A 20,091-nucleotide genomic window follows, 5' to 3' on the forward strand; every position below is an offset into this window, starting at 1 on the left:
ATGATTAGAGGTAGATCATCTGCTCGTTCTGAAATCGTTCCTTTCAATAATATAGCTCTCTCTATTCATTGAATTTCAATAACAGCATACACTTTAGCTATTTTATTTCCCTAATCATTTTTGATTTAAGCGAACCGTGAGTCATAACTATTGCACTTAGCACCAGCAAAGCCAAAAATAGCCTGTTTCGGGTCACCGACATATAATAAGCGTCCATCTTTGCCCACTAATTTTCGACTCAATTCAATCTGACACAAGTTAAGGTCTTGGCACTCATTTACCAGTACAAAGTTACGAGCAGCAAGAGCTTCTACTGCACCTCTATCAGATAAATTAGCCATATACTGCATTACACATACCAAAGCTAAGTTCCCAGGACGTAGTGCTGGTTGACCTTCAGATGAATAAAGTTCGGCAAAATCATCATCATCATAAATTGTCTCCAATTCATCTCTGAGAGTCATGTAAAGATTCCCTTTGGGAAAAGCTTTCTGGGCTATTTCTTTGGTGAGAGATGGAATGGGTTTGATTGTTTGATGATGTAGCACCATAGCAATTGACTCCCCTGAACTTTTGTTCTGACCTGTTAGTTTAATTTAATTCATTTTTCAGGTACAATTTTTTGTCATTTAGCGATCGCTCTTCCCTCTCAATGTTAAGTTCGTCAGCAGTATCAGCTATACGCATCCCTGTTTTAACCGTAGTTCCGATATTGGTTTCATTCCCTATGTAAATCAGCCTATGAGGATTGTTTTTGGTATCGTTATAAGCATGAACTATTAGTTTATTTGTTTTGGGGTCATAGACTGATTTATCAAGGTTCTTAATAGCAAATATTTCAGAGATTCTTAACCCGTATACGATTTGCATTCCAAGTACCCATAACCAAGATTCTCTAACATTGAGATTAGCTCGTACTGGTAATACTCCGCTAATCCCCAGAACTTCATCACGCCATTCAATGAACTCTTCCAGAGTAATGGTCTGGTTATCCCTGAAATCAGTTTGAGTAGAATCTATTTTTTTAAGTTCTTTGTAAATACTGTCATAGCCATTTTTCCTGACTAAACCACGATAAGCAGACATAGCGTCCTTGTAGCTTTTAGTTCCCTGTTCCCATCTAGAGAGAATATTTAAGATATCTTTCTTAGTAATGGTTTTATCTTGTGGTAAGTGTTTATAGTACTCGAAATAAGTTCTATTCCAGCTTTGCTCATGGCTAGGATGACCTTTAATACGCTTGTTACCTCGTCTATCTTTACGTCTCCAGAAATCATCCTCTACTACTGCTATAGCTTCTCTAAAAGTTAGTAGGTCATTTTCAACTTTTCCTATGTCCTTGATTTCTTTGTTGTACCATTCCCAGAATTCAGTTAAGCCAATATCTTCTTTTAGCTTTTCAGCTACCTTATGAGCCTTGCTTAAAGCTGATACCATCCCGTCTAGGGTAAAGCTACAGTTACAACCGTATTGTTTCCTGTTGACATCTCCTATTTTAAACTGTAGAGCTATTGTATTACTTTTTTGGGTTAATCCTACTCCTTTAGGTGTTTGCTTCTGATATCGTTTGAAGTCTGCTAGTAGTGACTCATACCCTATTTCATGATTATAATTCTTACTCACTTTTTACTCACTTTGGCTAAATGTACCTGTGAGTAATACTTTGAGCTTATGTAGCCACCTTGACAAAAGTGACGTTCTGTGGTTTTAGTCCCAGGCGACCCATATATAGCTATAAATTCAATTAAGTATATTGGCTAGCTAAGAGTTAATTTTCCATATAAGTCAAGTTTTCTCATGATTTGCTAAAAGCGATCGCCTACGGCATTATAGAGAGAAGCATCATATTCCATTCCTTCTGCTTGGAGTTGTCAAGCGCGATCGCACTTCACCATATAATCAAAGAAACAAGTTGAGAAAAAGCGATCGCGTTTTGTTTATTCTGTTCGAGTTGATTACTCATAATTTCAACGATTACAAACTGAAGTGGGGAATGGGATTTTTAACTTTTATCCTTTACTAATTCTCTGGTTTCTTCTTGTCCCTGCCAACTTGAAAATTGGCTGCAGGCGATCGCACATTGCGGCATAAATCAAGAAACAAGCGATCGCAGTCTATTTCGGTAAAGATAGCATCTATTTCTGGATCGTAATTTTTACAATCATTTTGCCATTTCTTTTGGCTTGAGTTTTTTTAATAATAGCGATCGTTTCACCATAGCGAAGGTATATAAAAGAGATCGAATATTACTAAAAACGTCTCACATACCTAGTACGCGCTTTTCCTGCTGACATAAAAATGGGACGTAAGCGATCGCCAAAGGCATAATAAAGAGATGCATCTTATTCCATACCTTCATCTTGGAGTTGTAAGGCGCGATCTACGAAGAGAATGGCATTGATAAATGATATCTCCTCGCTAACGATCTGGGTTTTTAGGTGTTTTTAATTCTTGTTCAGCCTAATTTTTGACAAAGTACCTTGATTATCCTCTTTAGGCAAAACAGGTCGATTGAGAACTGGAGATACATAATCTTCTATAATCCATCCTGTCTTTCCATCAGCAGTTTTGATATTTAACCAATGTTTTTCCTTTGCTGTCCCCGTGATTTGTGCCAAAGTCCCATCTTTAATACGTCCGACAAGGCTAGTAGAAGATTTTCTGTGTAGGGGAATTCCCAAATCAGTCTTTGCCTTCAATTTAATTTGTTGTCCCACTTCTAAATTCAAAGCAAATACAGGTAAAGGAGTAAGACACCAGAAAAATGTCAAGATTATTAGGAAAGTAGCAACGAGTTTTTTCATCAGTATGTCACAACGAGTTTAAGCAGTAATATTTATTATGTTTAATCTCGAAAGAAGACTCAAGGGTAAAGCAAGAAAAATAAACCGATGATTGGCTTGCAAACAAATGATTCAAGTTCATGAAGTTGACCTAATTCCCAAACCCTGATAGAGTTCTGCGCCTTTCCTGCTGACATAAAAATGGGACAAAGCGCGATCGCTCTTAGCGAATAGTTGATGTTTGTGTCAAAATTATCGGTAAATATTGACTAAAATTGATAAAGTCCTTGTCTGTCGTGAAAATCTCATAATTTCTTCGATTTGAGGTTGCACAAATTAAAAAGTCGGTGTTCGCTCCTTGAATACCATTCCGACGACAAATATTAAAATAGTCTGCTGCTAATTCATAATCTTCGACATCTAGTAACAGATTAGGGAAAGCTCGAAGATGATCTCTTAATTTTTGAAACTGTTTCTGGTGTTTAATACCAGAAAGAATCTCCTGTCTGACTGCGCCAAGAAGAACTACTCGACCATCAGCAATTAAATCGCGAAGTTTATTGACTAATAAATCATTCGATTGCGACTGTCTTCTTAACGCTAATGACCAAATGGAAGTATCAACAACGACTTTCATGAGTTACGGCGTTGTTTTTTGTAGTCATAGTCATCTTCATATTCAATTGTTCCAAATAATTTGGTAATTGTTAGTTGTTTGCGTCGTTGAACATATTCTTGTAAAGCTGCTTCGACAACAGCACGTTTGGTTCGATGTCCGCCGAGTTTTAATGCTTCCTGGATTAACTCATTGTCAATTTCTAAATTGGTAGCCATAGGTAGTTAACTTAAACTTGTGCAAACTTTTCTACAATATAACGCACAAAGTTAATCTTTTTGGCGATCGCATTATCTCACAATACTACTCTGGCAACGCGAAATGTAGCCGATTTTGAAGTCGAGCCATGCTGAGGTTTCCTCAGCATATGGAATCGAATTGTTGAAGAGTGTGGGATTGAGATCGTCAATCCTTGGGAACAAAAATAGTTTTACTCGATTGTTTTAAGTTCTAGAGATCGCGACTCAGCATAGTATAAAGAGGCATCGTATTTCATTCCTTCTTCTTGAAGTTGTAGGGCGCGATTTCACTAGCCGATAAAAACTACAGTGTCTTTTCTCAAAAACAATTTTGGTAATTCTCTATCGATAAAATTTATTCTTTTTACTATTCGCTCGCAATCTTCTTTATCTAATTTTTCTTTAGCCCATATTCTTAATTGTTTTAATTCGTCTTGTATTAGAAATAATTCTTCTTTTTTTATATCTATTCCATTAGAAAATAATGGTATATATTTTAGTCTCAATTCTTCAGAACCAGATAACCACGCTTTTCTATAAAATGATTCAGTAGCAACAGGGATATACAGACCTATTTCATTTTTATTTACAGGATTAGAAATAAATGCACCAACTGACATAATTAGTTTTGATTTTTATCTTGTTCAATTTAAAACCAATCTTCTCTAACATTTAATATAAACTGTTTACTAGATATATTGCTTTGCCAACCTGCTTTAATAGCTTCACGAATGCAGATTGCAACTTCAGATGGTAAAACAGGTTTTCTTAATTCTTGGTATGAATAAGCACCACTCATGTGATGTCTATCGAAGTTTAGAGCTAATATTGAGCTATTTTCATAACCCAATTGTTGAACTGTGACGATAATACCTGGATAAGCATCTTCATGATTTTGATTGGGTTTTGGTGGATATCTCCAACGATAAATAACTCCATCTATTGTGATTTGGCGAGAGCCTTTTTTGATTAATCCCATAAATACTTAGTAATTCTAAGAAGCTGAAATTTAATGTTATTCTGATTTTTGAATTTATATTTTGCTTATTTAAAGTTATTACATTAGATGAATTTAAGAAAAAATCGGGATGTGAACTTATCCCGAATACAGGCTCATTGAGTTTAACAATAATATTGCCTCAACTGTTAATTCTTAACTTTTATCCTGCACTAATTCCATAGATTTTTCCTTTTGACGCTCTTGCTTTTTAAGACTTCTTCTAGGTTGAAAATCTTGTAACAATCCCATTAAAGCGGGAATTACCGTAGGAGTTAAGAAAGTAGATAAAGCCAAACCGCCTGTTAAAGCAATACCCAAACCCTGATAGAGTTCTGCGCCTTTCCCTGGAAGGATAGCCAGGGGTAACATACCCAGTACGCTAGTTCCTGCCGACATAAAAATTGGACGCAAGCGATCGCCGACGGCATAATATAAAGAAGCATCATATTCCATTCCTTCGTCTTGGAGTTGCAGGGCGCGATCTACTAAGAGAATGGCATTGTTAACTACTACCCCTGTCAAAATTACAAAACCTAATCCCGTAATCATATCCAAAGGGACAACCATACCAGGAATAGCATTAGCAATTACTAGAGACAGTAATGCACCAGTCATACCCATCGGGACTGTTGCCATAATTAATAGGGGATAGATAAAAGAGCGATATAAAGCAACCAGTAGTAAATAGGTAATTACCAGAGAAAGTAGAAAAGTAGAGCCTAACTGAAATAGAGTTTCCGCTAAAACATCCGCCGATCCTGCTAACTCAACTCGCACACCAGGGGGTAATTCTTGACGCAGGGGTTCGAGAATTTGCTGTTCGGTTCGATCGATTAATGCTCCTAGAGGTGCTTCCCTAGATACACTAGCAGTCAAGGTAATCGATCTTTCTAAGTCTACGTGGTTAATCGCATCTGGACCAGTGGTTTCTAATACTTCTGCCACATCAGATAGTTGCAATCTTTGACCCTCGCCGTTGAAAATCGCTAGTTGGCGCAGTTGTTCGGGAGTTTGAACAAAAGTATTTTGCAATTCTACTGAAACATCTAATTCTCGTTTGCCATCAACAAATTCGGAAGCTCTTAAACCACCTAAAGCAGCCTGTACCATTTCACCTACTTCCCCTTCGGATAATCCTGCTTCGGCTAGACGTTCGCGGTTGGGAATTACCTGTAATTCTGGCGCACCTGTGACAAAATCAGCACGGACATTTTGAATCCCCTCTAACTCTCTAATTTGTTGGGAAATTTGTTGTTGTAGTTGGTCTAATTCTTCTAAATCTTCACCAATAACCTGCACCTCAAATTCTTTACCAGGATCTTGGAAAATAGAGCGTCGCCTGGGTACCATAAAACGATAACCAGGGAAATTGGCACTTGCTTCCCGCAGACGGTTAACGATATCGTCTAAATTTTTACCTGTAGACAATTCTGGCTCGACAAAACCAGCGATCGCTCTAAACCCAGGACGAGATACGAAAAGAGTACGCATTATTTCTGGTTGTTCGCTAATAAAATCTCTTGGTGCTTGAGAAAGTTCTATCGCTTCGGGAAAACTCGTACCAGGGAAGGGTTCAGCTAGCCATAAAATAAGATTGCGGTTTCCTTCTGGAAGGTAGTCGGCAGGGGGTAATAGTTGGAAACTGGTAACTAATAAGATGATGGGAAGTGCTAAGACAAGTAACCGACGTTTTAATTTGCCTCTTCCCAATGACCAACGGACGGTTTTTAAGAGAAAATTCTCTAATTTATCCTGTGCAAAACGGAAAACTGCCGAAGTTTGAGCCACAGCACGTTCTAGCCAATTACCACCTCTGTATTCTCCTCCTGCTAACATCTGTTCTGCTTCGGAGCGTTTGAGAAACAGTCCTGCTAACATGGGGATCAGAGTGAGGGCTGCAAATAGGGAAAACATTACCGAAGCCGAAAGTGCAATACCAATATCAAAGAATAATTGTCCCGCTTCTCCTGTAACTAATACGATAGGTGCAAACACAGCAACAGTAGTTAGGGTAGAAGCCAGCATTGCACCGCCTACTTCTTGTGTACCATCAATTGCTGCTTTCATGGGAGTTTTACCCTGCTGCATATGGGTAAAGACATTTTCTAGAACAACAATGGCATTGTCTACCACCATCCCCACAGCAAAGGCTAACCCCGCTAAACTAATGACATTCAGGGTACGTCCTAGTAAATAGAAAACAATAAAGACGGTAATCAAAGTAGTGGGAATAGCGATCGCAATTACGCCCACTGTTCTTAATGAACCAAGGAATAACAGCAAGACTAAAGCTGCGAGAATTGCACCGATAATTAGATTACCCTGGACAAAAGAAATCGATTCATTAATATAATCATTTTCATCATAGGGAATATCAAAAGTAATACCTTCTCCCTCGCGATCAAATCTAGCTTCTAAATCTACTAAAGCTTCTCTAAGCCCTGCGGAAATTTCGGGTACATTCCCTCCTACCTGGCGAACAATCCCCACAGCTACCGCAGGTCTATTATTTGTAATGTTAACTCGGTCTTGGATGGCTCGACCCATGCGAGCTTGAGCCACATCTCCCAGATAAACTGTCCCCGACTCATCCCGACGCAGTACAAATCCTTCTAACTGTTCGACATCATTAACCCGACTTACAGTCCTCACTCGATACTCTCTGCGTCCCAAAACTAAAGGACCACCGCGAATATCTCGGTTGTTGTCACGAAGGCTATCAGCTACATCACCAATGGTAAGATTGCGATCGGCTAAAGCTTTAGGATCGACAATCACCTCAACTTCTCTTGCTCTACCCCCAGATACGGAAAACTGTCCCACACCCTGTACCTGACGGAAGCGAGGAATCACTACATCATCAACTAAATCTCTGTAGTGATTATCATCAGGGGTAAAGCCTTCTTTTGGGGTCAAAATCACCCACATCATGGGGCTGCTGCTACCGCTTACCACTTCAACTTCCGATTCATCGGCTTCTGTTGGTAATGCTTCAACCTGCTGTAATTTATTGAGGACATCCACTAAAGAGCGATCGATGTTGCTATCCCAATCAAACTCGATACTAATATTACTAATACCTGCTCGACTGGTACTGGTAACTTCTTGTATTCCTTGTACTTCTTCCAGTCTTTCTTCAATGGGACGAGTAACTAAATCCTCTACCTCGGCTGGACTAGCTCCAGAAAAGGGAGTAGAAATACTTATTTCAGGGCGATCTCCTCCTGGCTGTAATTCTAGGGGTAATTGGAATAATGCCAAAATACCGAATAATGCCAGGAGGCAAAATAATACTCCTGTACCGTGTCGCCAACGAACGGCGGTTTTGATTAAACTCATTTTTTTTATTGTTATGTTGTTAGTTGTTAGTCCACAGATGAACGCAGATAAACACAGATGATTTTTCGGTAGGTATCTATGTTTGAACTGATTATTTGCGATCGCTATAATCTTTGGGGTGCATGGAATCTTTCTGCTTTCCGATTACATGGAAAGAAAATAAAAGATCGGGATAAATTACCATTCTTCCGTAGATTAGTGATTAGTTATTACTTCTTGTCGGCGTTGGGCTTTCTCGGTAGAAGTGTCAATACTCAATGCGCCAGCCCCTGCGTAAATAACCATTAATAATCCACCAATTAGACCGATATTTTTGAGAAAAGAATTGATTTCATTAGGATCGGCAAGGGGATTATGAAACACCAGAGTTGCAGGAATCAAAAATAAGATTAGCAGTGTCGATCCGAGCTTGACTTTGTAACCCAATAGCAAAGAAAGACCACCCAGCAATTGGAAAGCGATCGTAAAGATTAAGAGTATATTGGCAATTGGTAAACCACTGTTTGCCATCATTTCAGCAGTACTGCCAAAACCCAGAATTTTGCCAATTCCTGAGTTGATAAAAATTAAGCAAAGACAGATACGGGCAGATAAAGGAATATATTTCATTGGGTAATTAACTCCTAATTACAAGATGGTAATTTTAAAAATTCTCTAAATAATAATTGTCTACTTCATAACTACTGTTAATTATTAATAGCGGTCTTTGCTTGTTTAAAAGTAAACTATAAATCGCCTTTTTAATTAATATTAAATATCTCTCAATTGCCTTCACCTTGGAGTTCTTCAGCAACCCCATCAATATTAATCTCGATTAATCCTGGTAATAGAAGTGAGGTTTCGTAATCTGGATAAAGTCTTTCTATTTCATCAGCGATATTACGCTTTTCCTCTTCGTCAACTACTTCATCATTCTCTAGTGCTTGACTTACGAGGTTTTGGAAAGTTTGAATGTAATCGATCTGAGCTTCAATTAGTCTATTAGGTCGATCGGGTTCTGTATGACCTGGATAAACTCTCTCTAGATCGGGAAACCTCTGTTGAATTGCTCTTAGGGTGTTCAGCCAGTTGCTAGTATTTCCCTCAAATAAACCTGGAGTTTTTTCTCCATTAACTAAATCTCCCACAAACATTACTTCTTCTTCTGGCAAATAGTAAGTTGTGGTGGTATCGGATTCATTAGTCGGAAAGTCGTAGGCGATAATATTAATACCACCAATACTAAACTCCTGACCGTCTTCTACAATAAAGTCAGGTAAGGGAATTTCGTCTGGATCTGGAAAATCTTGTCCTAGTTGCTCATTGCGATTCTCTATGTAGCCTCGTTTGTCATTCTCTATACTATCGTAAGTAATTTGAGAAGCATAAATTGGAACATCGTCCCCCGCAGCTTCAACAAACACTGGTAATCCACCAAAATGATCTGTATGGGGATGAGTAATCAAAATTGCCAGAATAGGTTTTTCTAGCTGCTGTAATTCTTCAAGGGCGTATCTGGCTTGTGAAAGCAATCTTCCTGTATCAATTAGGATTAAACCCTCGTCTGTTTCTATGGCGTAGTAGTAGATTTCTTCAAATGGTGGAGAAGTATAGTAATTATGAATTGTTATATTCTCGCTCTTACTTTCAGTTTGTGCCACAGTCGGTATGGACTGAGCAGAGATCGGATTGAATGGTTGAGATAGACTTAGCATAATTGTTCCAGCCAAACTCATAGTTAGAAGAATTGTTTTTGTGGGCAAAAAATTAAAATACGATCGCTTCATGGTTGTGATTTCGTTTTAATTTGCCGATCGCGTTTATTTCTCAACCAAGCATCTACAGAAATGCGATCGAGACTAACTCCTGCCAAGAGAATAAATAAGACAATGTTGTAAATCAGTTGATCGCCAGCCGTATCCCAGTTTTGAATAATGGTAACGCCGTACATTAAGACAGCCATCAAGATAAAACAAGCAATCAAAGCACTTCGCGTAAATAAACCAATAGTTATCAACACACCTACTATTAATTCTACTGGTGGTACTAAACCCGCATTAATTCTGACCAAGAATTCAGGAATCCAAGAATCCTGCATAGTTGTCACCATTGAATCCATAAAGCTAGGGATGTTAAAAATTCTGGTAAGTCCATGATTGAAGTAATTAATGCCAACCACAATTCGCAGTAGGGTGTATGCTGCAACAATATCTCTTGTTTTTAAACCGAGATTAGTTTGATTTTTAACATGGGGTTTATTTTCGAGCATGATTTTATTTGAGTACTTGAGATTATTTATTAATTAATTACCTCAACCGCAGCACTATCTGTAAGTCCGTCTCCGCCATTCACTACAAACCTTTGTCCTTCTTGTAATTCAGGATTGGTAATCACAACATCAGTACCTAAATCTGCCACCATCTCTATTGCTAATTGTTGAGCTTGGTTATTCTCCACAGTAAACAATAACCATTCATCTCTCCTTCTGGTTAAGGCATCGCGAGGGACAATAAAGGTATCTGCATTTTCTACTGGCATAGCTAGATTTGCCTGAATTGCCATTCCTGGTAACAATCCTTGGGGTGGATTATTTAAGCTGACTCTGACTAACTGTCGGCGAGAAGCTCTATCTGCTGTGGGGACTACTGCGGTAATTTCTGTCTCCTGTTGCCAACTGGGTAATGCTCTGGCGTTTAGGTTGACCATCATTCCTGGTGCTACTTGTCCGCTTAAGCTTTCTGGCACTTCTAAAAAGATCTCCAATTCGCGATCGCTTACCAGAGTCAATACAGGATCGCTGACTTCCACATAATCACCAGGATCCACAGCCCGCGATTGCACTATTCCCGAAAAAGCTGCTTTGATTTCGGTGCGCTGCATTCCTAACTGTGCCTGTTCTACGGCAGCTTGAGAAGCAGCTACTAAACCCTGTTGTGCGTCAATTTCTTCTCTAGTAAACCCTGCTTGTGCTTCGGCTAATATGGCTTCGACGCGGAATCTTTCACTAGTTGCAGCCGATGATTCGGTTCTAGCTTCTACCAATGCTCTTCTTGATAATGCACCTTCTTCTGTTAAACTTGATATCCTTTCTAGATTGTCTTGGGCCTCTAGTTCTCTAGCTCTAGCTGTATTTAATTCTGCTTGTCTTTGAGCAATAATTTCAGGGCGAGTACCTACCTGTAGGCGAGCTAAATTGCCTCTTTCTTGTGCTAATCTTGCTTGTGCTTCGGCTAAAGCTAATCGAGGATCTGCATCATCGAGGATTGCTACTGTCATTCCTGGGGTAACGCGATCGCCTTCTCTAACTAAAACTTGCTGTACTGTAGCGTCAATTTGAGGGCTGAGAGTTGCTCTTTCTCCTGCTTCTACCTGTCCTAATAGACTTATTTGTCTATTACCCGTACCTGGGGTTAATGGCATAGTTTCCACTGGTCTAGGCGGTGGTTCTTGGGTGCTGCTTTGCGCTGTGGTTGGGGATGAAGGGATAAAGACTTGCCATAAAGCTACGCCTCCTCCTCCTAAAAGCAAAATTGCTAGTAACCATCCAGATAGTTTACTCTTCTTTTTGGTAGTTTCGGATGATTCTTCTAACTTAGGTTCTAATTCTAGTGACTGTTGGGGTGGTTTTTCAGTGGATTTCATGGCTTTATACTCAGCTTATTTTTAACAAATAGGAAATATTTACTATCGGTCTTAAGAATGATTTTGCTAACTCGTTTTTTTTCAGGCTCGATCGGGTTTAAGTTGTCAGAAAAAACAAATGTGACAGATTGCGATCTCTAGTTACACTAGGGAAGTTGTTCGCCAAGTGCTTTATCGAGACGAGATCGCGCTTTGGATAAAGCTTGTAATTGCTAAGTTTTATTGCGATACTTATAAACTTAATTATTTTTTTATAATTCTAGTTGCCAAATGTGACACCAAAATGTCAAGCAAGGTTTGGAACTCGACCTGGTGAATGCAGGCATTTCTTCACTTGGATCAAATTATGTAAAGTTTTGTAGCTACTGAAAAATGCGATCGCTGAAACCTCGACGAAAAGATGAAAAGTGGGTTCGATATCAACCCAAAAAAGGCAGTGTATTTAAAGAGGTTAAATAACGGTTAATCAATACTGTACTTGTCTCTGGTTAAAGCATTACGCATTCACCAACGCCGAGGTAGAATTCCCGACAATCGAGAAGTATTTATTTTAGGCGACTTCAACAGAAACATCGCAGATGGTACTGACGTTAATTTAACCAAAAAAGTGGGAATAATCAATAGATTACCCCCACTATAAATATCTACAAATTATCCTATCGAATAGTAACCAGAACCTATTACGAAAAAACCGATCGCTGTTTACTATTTATAAGCTTCCATACCTTCACAAGAACAAACTAAATTTCTGTCGCCGTAGGCATTATCTATTCTACTAACAACGGGCCAGAATTTGTGTTCTTTTGTCCAGGGTGCGGGATAGGCTGCTTGTTCTCTGGTATAGGGTTTGTCCCAGTCTCCACAAAGAAGAGATTCGGCGGTATGGGGAGCATTTTTCAGGGGGTTATTCTCAGCATCTATTGTACCATCTGCGATCGCATTTGCTTCTTCGTAAATGGTTAACATGGCATCACAAAAGCGGTCTAATTCGGCTTGAGATTCGCTTTCGGTAGGTTCGATCATCACTGTGCCAATTACGGGCCATGATACAGTGGGAGCATGATAACCAAAATCTATCAGGCGTTTTGCTACATCGTCTACTTCTACTTGAGCGAGTTTCTTCAACGGACGCAGATCGATAATGCATTCATGTGCTACAAAGCCCGATCCACCTTTAAAAAGAACTGAGTAGGAGGGTTCGAGGCGTTTTGCCATATAGTTAGCATTCAGTATCGCAATTTTAGTAGCATCGGTTAAACCTTTTGCACCCATCATGGCAATATACATCCAAGAGATAACTAAGATACTGGCACTACCATAAGGCGCAGCTGAGATAAAGCCGATAGATCGATCGTCTTTGCTATCTAAAGAGGTTTTGGGAAGATAGGGTACAAGATGAGAAGCTACTCCAATTGGTCCCATACCAGGGCCTCCGCCACCGTGGGGAATACAGAAGGTTTTATGTAAGTTGAGGTGACAGACATCTGCACCAAAATCACCAGGACGACATAAGCCGACTTGGGCATTCATGTTAGCTCCATCCATATATACTTGTCCGCCGTGAGAATGGACAATGGCGCAAATATCTTTGATTTCAGCTTCAAATACCCCGTGAGTTGAGGGATATGTCACCATAATGGCTGCTAAGTTGTCTTGATGCTTAGTAGCTTTGGCTTGTAAATCTTGCAGATCGATATTACCTTCAGAATCACATTTAACCACAACTACTTTCATACCGCACATTACAGCACTAGCAGGATTTGTACCGTGGGCGGATTCAGGAATTAAACAGATGTTACGATGAGCTTCATTATTTTTACTATGATACTGTCTAATTACTTGCAGCCCTGCATACTCTCCTTGAGAACCTGCGTTTGGTTGTAAGGAAATACCAGCAAATCCCGTAATTTCTCCTAGCCAGTTTTCTAAATCAGTAAATAGCTGTTGATATCCTTTAATTTGACCTAGAGGTACAAAAGGATGGATGTTCCCAAACTCTGCCCAGGTTACGGGGATCATTTCGGCTGTGGCGTTCAGCTTCATGGTACAAGAACCAAGGGGAATCATGGAAGTGTTAAGTGCTAGGTCTTTTACTTCTAACTTGTGGAGATAGCGTAATAATTCTGTTTCTGAATGATATTGATTAAATACAGGGTCGCTGAGATATTTGCTAGTACGTTGCATGGTTGAGGCGAATGTCCATTCGCTCCCACAGGATATTTTGATATCGTGTTTTCCTGCAAAAATGCGCCAGATATCTACTAAATCTTGTTCTGTGGTAGTTTCATCTAGAGAAATACCCACTGCACCACTATCTATTAAACGTAAATTAATCCCCTCTGTGGCTGCTAAATCAATAATTTCAACCGCGTTGGTCGCTGATACTTTAATAGTGTCAAAAAAGTTATCTGAAGCGATCGCATAGCCTAATTCTTTGATACCTGCTGCTAGTTTAGCAGTTAACTGATGCACTTTAGTCGCAATCTCTTTGATACCTGCTGCACCATGATAAACTGCATACATCGAAGCAATTACTGCGAGTAAAACCTGTGCAGTACAGATATTACTGGTAGCTTTTTCACGACGGATATGTTGTTCCCTAGTTTGCAAAGCGAGTCTTAAAGCGGGTTTACCATTTACATCTTTAGAAACTCCCACAATGCGCCCTGGTACTTGTCGCTTATACTTTTCTTTGGTGGCAAAATAGGCAGCATGAGGACCCCCGTAACCCAAAGGTACGCCAAAACGTTGGGTACTACCCACGGCGATGTCTGCACCGAATTCACCTGGGGGGGTGAGTAAAGCCAAACTCAAGATATCGGCTGCTACGGTAACGATCGCTTTTCCTTGATGAGCTTTGGTGATAAACTCGCTGTAATCATAGATAGTACCATCGGTAGCGGGATATTGTAATAAAGCACCAAAAATAGGTTTATTAAACTCAAATTCGGCGAAATCTCCGATAATTAATTCAATTCCTAATGGATTAGCTCTAGTTTTGATGACTTCGATAGTTTGAGGATGGCAACCCCGATCCACAAAGAAAGCATTGGCTTTGTTTTTGCAAACACCATAACTCATACTCATCGCTTCGGCTGCTGCTGTTCCTTCATCAAGTAGAGAAGAGTTAGCAATTTCTAAACCAGTTAACTCAATTACCATTGTTTGATAATTAAGCAGTGCTTCTAACCTTCCTTGGGCAATTTCTGCTTGATAGGGAGTGTAAGCAGTATACCAGCCAGGATTTTCTAAAATATTGCGTAAAATCACTGGTGGAGTGAGACAATTATGGTAGCCCATGCCAATAAAAGAACGATACACCTGATTGTTAGATGCGATCGCTTTTAATTTAGATAATGCTTCTGCTTCTGTTAAGGCAGAGGGTAATTTTAAGTCTCTGTTTAACTTAATTGCTGGGGGTACAGTTTTCTCGATCAAGTCATCCAGGCTGGATACACCCAACACAGATAACATATTGTTAATCTCTGTCTCCTCTACACCTATATGTCTAGCAGCAAAAGAATGAGTTGCTAATGATTCTGTTTTTACAGAGTTATTATCTTTGTAATTATTTTTCGTTTTCCGATCGATATTAAAATCTAAATTAACCATAGAGTTTTTATTGCTAGATAGTAAATTTTACTTACATGAGATACTATTCTCTCGAAGTTAACACCTGTAATCAATATGTGTTGTATCAAACATTAGCAAATTTAGAGAATTATTTACCAGGAAATAGCGATCGCCAATTGTTTTGTTCGCGATAAGATCGAGTACAAATGAGCCTATGCCACTAATATTTACAATAACGCCCAAAAATTAAATAAAGCTCATAGCTGGTTAAATTAATTAAATTTTTATTGGTTCTAATCGTTCTTCACATAAATCAAGTAAAGCTTCAGTAAAAGAACGACGTTCGGAAAATTGATTACTAAGATAAATATGACGTACTAAAGTTAAAGTTTTATAGGCTGCGATTGCGCGATTATCTTTTTCTTTTGTAAGTTTAATAAATTCTTTTTCTAAGGCAATTTCTCGATCTTGGAGAGCTTGTATATTACTGAAAGTTCTTAAACTATATTCAGTGATATGTGCGATAAAATTACCGATATCTAGACTGGGGTTACCTTCACAATACAAATCAAGATCTAGCAGATAAAAGCGATCGCAATCGACTATGATTTGATCGAAATAAAAGTCTCGATGGATACCACAAGCGGGATATTCTGGTGTATTTATTCCTAAAATATGGCACTTTTCTAAAATAGTTTTAATCCGAGGTTGCCAGTGAGGATAATCTTCCAGAACTTGGGGTAACTTTTGCTTTAAGATTGCTAATTCATCCGCCATTGTATGACGACGTTGACAGGGAATATTCGTCTGATGGAGTTTATGAGCAACATGGGCAACTTTTTGACTGACGGTAATCCCTTTTTCTGTTGCTAACCAGACAGTTGCTACTTCACCAGGTACTTTTTTTTGTAGCCACATTTGCCATTGAGGAATAATTCCTATGGGTTCGGGAACGGAAATGCCGTCATGACTATTACTATCAAATCCATTATGCCAAAGTTTTTTTTGAAGATTGTAGCTTTTAATATCTGTTCCTTTGGCACGAATTTTGCCAATTAAAACTAGGGGATTTTCTCCCTGAAAACTATATTCAATCAGACAACGTTTTTGAGGTTTATAACGAATTACCTTAATTTGAACGAGTTGCAATTTGCCAATAATCAAAAAAAGATGTTGTTGAAACATCTTTTTAACTTTAATCGGACAAATAACCTCTGGTAAAAAAGGCATTTTGGGGTCTTTGATGATATTAAATCGATCCCTAACTATACATTTAATATTAGTCATTAGTTTAACTAGCTATAAGCTTACAGCTAATCGCGAGCGCGATTTTAAAAAAGCTACGCACGATAAATCATCTCTTTTTCATGAGGCTGATTGCTATTTTGCATTTGATAGAGTCGAGCGTAACGTCCATTTTTAGTGATTAACTCTCTGGGACTTCCCTGTTCGACTACCCGCCCTTTTTCGAGATAAACAATCTTATCTGCTTGGGTCGCTAAAGTAAGATCGTGAGTAATTTAAAAAGTTGTCCTTTGTTGAGCTAATCTTTGCAAAGCTTCAATTACCGCTTGTTCATTTTCTCGGTCTAATCCTGTGGTGGGTTCGTCTAAAATTAAAATCGGAGTACGACGAATTGCTGCTCTAGCGATCGCTAAACGTTGACGTTGACCTCCTGATAGAGTCGCACCTCTTTCCCCCAAAATGGTATCGTATCCTTGAGGTAGGCTGGTGATAAAACTATCGATATTAGCCAAACGAGCAGCAGCAATAATCGCTTCATCGCTGACACGATCGATGCCGTAGGCAATATTTTCTTTGACCGTGGCAGCAAAGAGGAGGCTTTCTTGTAACACCACACTCATCTGCGATCGCACTGAAGCTATGGTATAGTTGCGAATATCTTCTCCATCAATTAAAATCCGACCAGATATAGGATCGTAAAGACGCAGTAGCAAACTCATTGATGTAGATTTACCACTACCCGAAATTCCCGAAATTGCGACTAATTGTCCTGGTTTGACAGTTAAATTAAGGCGATCGAGTAATTTCTGTCCTGAATCATAAGCAAAACTGACATTTTCAAAGGTAACTTCTCCGCGAAATGATGGTGCAATCTTTGCCTGGGGTGAATCTTGAATATCGGGGGTTTGCTGTAAAATGTTTAAAATTCGCTCTCCAGATGCAGCAGCTTTTGCCAAACGTCCCGTATACTTAGCAAAATTTTCACGGGTTTAAAGGCATTTTTGAGATAGGTGAGGAAAACGATCGCATCCCCTGTAGTCAAAGCATCCCGCAAGACTAACCACGAACCATACCACAGAACGATCGCCATGCCTAAAGCAATCACCCCATCTACAGTTCGTTCTAAAGTAGCAGATAAACGCTTGGTTTCGACGTTTTTATGCAAGCTAGCGCGATTTTGCTGAGAAAATATCCGAGCAAAAGCAGTTTCTAACTCACATTCCGCAGAAAAATTTAATTTCTTCGTGATTTTTTGAGCAATTTAGTCTACACACTTTAAGAGATAGAGAATACAGCGATTTTAGAAACAGAATAAGAACTAATATATTATTTGGTGTTTTTGAAGATTGGCGATTGCTATAAACGGCTATATTCAAGCAAATTCATTTAATTATTTCCTTGAGAAAATTATCTGCGGAATGTCAGTTCTAAGGAAAGAGCCTGAATTAATTTAATTGCAGCAATAGATTCGGCTGCGGTAGCTGCCACTAATCCTTCTTGTTTGCGTTGTTTGAGGGAGGACTCCTGAATTCTTTGACTGAGACGATTAGTAGCAAAAGCAAATAGGGGCAGCGTCACCAAAGAAAGCAAGGTTAAATTGGGGTCGATCCAAAACATTGCACCTACCGTTCCCAACAAAGTTAAAATGCTGATAATTAAGGGTAGGGCTGCCGTTATCAAAATTTCCTGAAGACGATTGGCATCACTACTGATCCGCACAATTAAATCCCCGCTTCTAGCTTTGGTGTGATAAGCCAGAGAAAGCTGCTGTAAATGACAGTACAGGCGATCGCGCACTTGGGTCATAACGCGACTACCAACAATTGCTAGAGATACCGTACTCCAATAAGCAGCTAATGCCCTTAATGCGGTGAGGACTAAAATAGCTCCCGCACAGAGGGTTAATAACCAAATTGGTTCGAGTCGATCTAAAGCAGGATAAGGAAGTTTATTGTCGCTTAAAACATAATCGAACACAAATTTAAGGGGTAATGGTTCGAGGATGCGTAAAACCACATCTGCCACCACTGCCAAACTTGCTAAAATTAGCAGCAATTTTTGTTGTAGGAGATAGGGAAAGAAATGACGTAATACTTCTGCTAGAATCGGTAGGGCTTGGTGCAGAGATCGCTTTTTTTTCATCGATTAACCTCTGTAATTTGTCGCTGCTGTTGATTGGCAAAAAACAGGATTTTCTCTACTACTCGTTCCCAGGTATGATGCTGTAAGATTTTTTCACGGGCTAAATCCCCCAAACAGTAACGGAGTGAAGGCGATCGCCATAATTGCTCTAAAGCAGTAGCTAATGCTGTCCCGTCCCCAGGAGGAAGTAATAAACCATTTACCCCATCGTCAATAATTTCTGTAAGTTGACCTATCTTACTGGCGACAACTGGCAATCCTGCTGCCATGTATTCATAAACTTTTAGGGGAGAAAAATAAAAATCTTCACTTTGTGGATAGGGAGCTACTGCCACATCCATCTGTGCTAACCAAAGAGGTACTGTTTCGGGGGGAACAACACCCGTTAAATACACCGCAGACTCAAGGTTTTTCAGTTCAATTTCTGGTTCTAGGCGATCGCGCTCCGTGCCATCCCCTACAATTAACAGGTGCGTATGGGGATGGTTGCGATAAAAACGAGCAAAGCCATCAATTAAAACAGGCAATCCGTGCCAGGGTTTTAACGAACCCACAAATCCCACCGTAAATCGATCGGATGAGGGTGTATTTGTCCGAGATAGATTGCTAGAAAATCTTTGAGGATTAACCCCGTTAGGAATTACCTGAATTTTGTGGTTATCTGTCACATATTGACTCACATAATCTTTTATTTCACGGGAAACGGCGATAATGACTGTGGCTGCCTGAAAAACTCTCCTCGCGACTGCTTCGGCTTGTTCTCTATTTACTAGTCCCCGATGTTTCTTCTGTTCTAAAATCAAAGGAGCATTCACTTCTAAAATTCCTGGAATTCCCATTTTTTGGGCATATTCCATGGCACTGTAACTCCAGAGAGAATAACGTTCATAGACGAAATCGAAGGGTTGAGCCAGACTCAACTTTAACTCTAAATCGGGATTAATTGATAAGGCTATTTTTTCTCTAACGGCTTCCTCTACTTTAGGAATAGTAGGAAGCTGACAAAGCTTAACTGATTGAAAATCTGGAGGTGTTTTCTCGCCCAAACGGTTTGTAAATAAACATACTTGTGCATTTTTTTGTAATAAAGACCGAATAACTTCCTGTACGTGAATCGAACAGCCTTTTTGTCCAAAGACAGGAATGGATAAAGCCTATCGCCAAACTGTAAGACGTAGTAATAGAGGACGCAAGAAATCTACTACTGCGCTGGTTTCTGGATAGGAAGCCTACACTGTATTCGATAGAATCATTGTAGATAGTTCACTTGTTAGCACTGGGCAAAAGATGTCTTTATTATCTAAAATATTTATCTACTCTACTTTAGCCTTCCTTGTTATGTATCTTCTGCGGGGGTTTGGGATATTATCCTTTATGCCTGGAGGAATTATTTTTATCTTATTGTCGATCGCAATCAGTACTGGTTTAATATGGGGAATTGTTGCCACTCTGCGATATTAGAAGTTATTTGTTAAAAATGAAAGCTCAAAATCAGTTAGAAGTGGTTGTGATTGGAGGAGGTGCAGCAGGGGT

16 protein-coding genes and 4 pseudogenes are annotated in these 20,091 nt (G+C 39.3%); 1 reads left to right on the plus strand and 19 read right to left on the minus strand.

What is annotated here, in order from left to right; genetic code table 11:
* Positions 1-125 precede the first annotated feature (125 nt).
* The 14 genes and pseudogenes from H1P_RS39405 to H1P_RS17980 form a co-directional block, all read right to left on the minus strand.
* Positions 126-284, minus strand: a complete 159-nt coding sequence (locus H1P_RS39405; RefSeq protein ID WP_246141786.1) for a UvrD-helicase domain-containing protein — start codon at positions 282-284, stop codon at positions 126-128.
* 9 nt (positions 285-293) lie between these two features.
* Positions 294-551 (minus strand): annotated as a pseudogene (locus H1P_RS39410) (transposase); the annotation flags it as partial.
* Between the two features lie 40 nt (positions 552-591).
* On the minus strand, positions 592-1,623 hold the full coding sequence (locus tag H1P_RS17930) for a hypothetical protein (protein ID WP_144869858.1): 1,032 nt from the start codon (positions 1,621-1,623) through the stop codon (positions 592-594).
* Between the two features lie 659 nt (positions 1,624-2,282).
* A pseudogene (locus tag H1P_RS39890) lies at positions 2,283-2,399 on the minus strand (efflux RND transporter permease subunit); the annotation flags it as partial.
* A 45-nt stretch (positions 2,400-2,444) separates the two neighbouring features.
* Entirely contained in the window at positions 2,445-2,804 is a 360-nt protein-coding gene (locus H1P_RS17935) for an SH3 domain-containing protein (RefSeq protein WP_144869860.1), read from the minus strand.
* A gap of 202 nt (positions 2,805-3,006) precedes the next feature.
* Positions 3,007-3,420, minus strand: a complete 414-nt coding sequence (vapC, locus tag H1P_RS17940; protein ID WP_144869862.1) for a type II toxin-antitoxin system VapC family toxin — start codon at positions 3,418-3,420, stop codon at positions 3,007-3,009.
* The gene (locus H1P_RS17945; RefSeq protein ID WP_144869864.1) at positions 3,417-3,617 is read right to left on the minus strand and encodes a type II toxin-antitoxin system VapB family antitoxin; all 201 of its coding nucleotides are present in this window, start codon (positions 3,615-3,617) and stop codon (positions 3,417-3,419) included. The genes vapC and H1P_RS17945 overlap by 4 nt, the downstream gene beginning before the upstream one ends.
* 311 nt (positions 3,618-3,928) lie before the next feature.
* A complete protein-coding gene (locus H1P_RS17950; RefSeq protein WP_144869867.1) occupies positions 3,929-4,258 on the minus strand; it encodes a hypothetical protein in 330 nt (109 codons plus the stop codon).
* Positions 4,259-4,287: 29 nt separating this feature from the next.
* Complete coding sequence (locus H1P_RS17955; RefSeq protein ID WP_144869869.1) at positions 4,288-4,617, minus strand: hypothetical protein; 330 nt, start codon at positions 4,615-4,617, stop codon at positions 4,288-4,290.
* A 174-nt stretch (positions 4,618-4,791) separates the two neighbouring features.
* Positions 4,792-7,977 (minus strand): efflux RND transporter permease subunit, encoded by a 3,186-nt coding sequence (locus H1P_RS17960; protein WP_144869871.1) that lies wholly within the window; start codon positions 7,975-7,977, stop codon positions 4,792-4,794.
* 195 nt (positions 7,978-8,172) lie between these two features.
* Positions 8,173-8,586, minus strand: a complete 414-nt coding sequence (locus H1P_RS17965) for a DoxX family protein (RefSeq protein ID WP_144869873.1) — start codon at positions 8,584-8,586, stop codon at positions 8,173-8,175.
* A gap of 152 nt (positions 8,587-8,738) precedes the next feature.
* The gene (locus H1P_RS17970; RefSeq protein ID WP_144869875.1) at positions 8,739-9,743 is read right to left on the minus strand and encodes an MBL fold metallo-hydrolase; all 1,005 of its coding nucleotides are present in this window, start codon (positions 9,741-9,743) and stop codon (positions 8,739-8,741) included.
* Positions 9,740-10,225 (minus strand): DoxX family protein, encoded by a 486-nt coding sequence (locus H1P_RS17975; RefSeq protein ID WP_144869877.1) that lies wholly within the window; start codon positions 10,223-10,225, stop codon positions 9,740-9,742. The genes H1P_RS17970 and H1P_RS17975 overlap by 4 nt, the downstream gene beginning before the upstream one ends.
* Before the next feature lie 29 nt (positions 10,226-10,254).
* The gene (locus H1P_RS17980) at positions 10,255-11,598 is read right to left on the minus strand and encodes an efflux RND transporter periplasmic adaptor subunit (protein ID WP_144869879.1); all 1,344 of its coding nucleotides are present in this window, start codon (positions 11,596-11,598) and stop codon (positions 10,255-10,257) included.
* Between the two features lie 478 nt (positions 11,599-12,076).
* Here H1P_RS17980 and H1P_RS36235 point away from each other — a divergent pair, with 478 nt between their 5' ends.
* Positions 12,077-12,238, plus strand: a complete 162-nt coding sequence (locus tag H1P_RS36235) for a hypothetical protein (protein WP_186376020.1) — start codon at positions 12,077-12,079, stop codon at positions 12,236-12,238.
* Between the two features lie 65 nt (positions 12,239-12,303).
* Here H1P_RS36235 and gcvP read toward each other — a convergent pair whose 3' ends face one another.
* From gcvP to H1P_RS18005, 5 genes and pseudogenes are all read right to left on the minus strand, one after another.
* On the minus strand, positions 12,304-15,210 hold the full coding sequence (gene gcvP, locus H1P_RS17985) for an aminomethyl-transferring glycine dehydrogenase (RefSeq protein ID WP_144869881.1): 2,907 nt from the start codon (positions 15,208-15,210) through the stop codon (positions 12,304-12,306).
* A 237-nt stretch (positions 15,211-15,447) separates the two neighbouring features.
* Entirely contained in the window at positions 15,448-16,458 is a 1,011-nt protein-coding gene (locus H1P_RS17990) for a phosphotransferase (protein ID WP_144869883.1), read from the minus strand.
* A gap of 53 nt (positions 16,459-16,511) precedes the next feature.
* Positions 16,512-17,629, minus strand: a pseudogene (locus H1P_RS39415) (ABC transporter ATP-binding protein); the annotation flags it as partial.
* 203 nt (positions 17,630-17,832) lie between these two features.
* Positions 17,833-18,558, minus strand: a pseudogene (locus H1P_RS18000) (ABC transporter transmembrane domain-containing protein); the annotation flags it as partial.
* Positions 18,555-19,703, minus strand: coding sequence for a glycosyltransferase family 4 protein (locus tag H1P_RS18005; RefSeq protein WP_144869887.1), 1,149 nt, complete (start codon positions 19,701-19,703; stop codon positions 18,555-18,557). The pseudogene H1P_RS18000 and the gene H1P_RS18005, both read right to left, overlap by 4 nt.
* Between the last annotated feature and the right edge of the window lie 388 nt (positions 19,704-20,091).

Origin of the sequence: Hyella patelloides LEGE 07179 (assembly GCF_900659865.1) — a bacterium.
Lineage (GTDB): Bacteria > Cyanobacteriota > Cyanobacteriia > Cyanobacteriales > Xenococcaceae > Hyella > Hyella patelloides.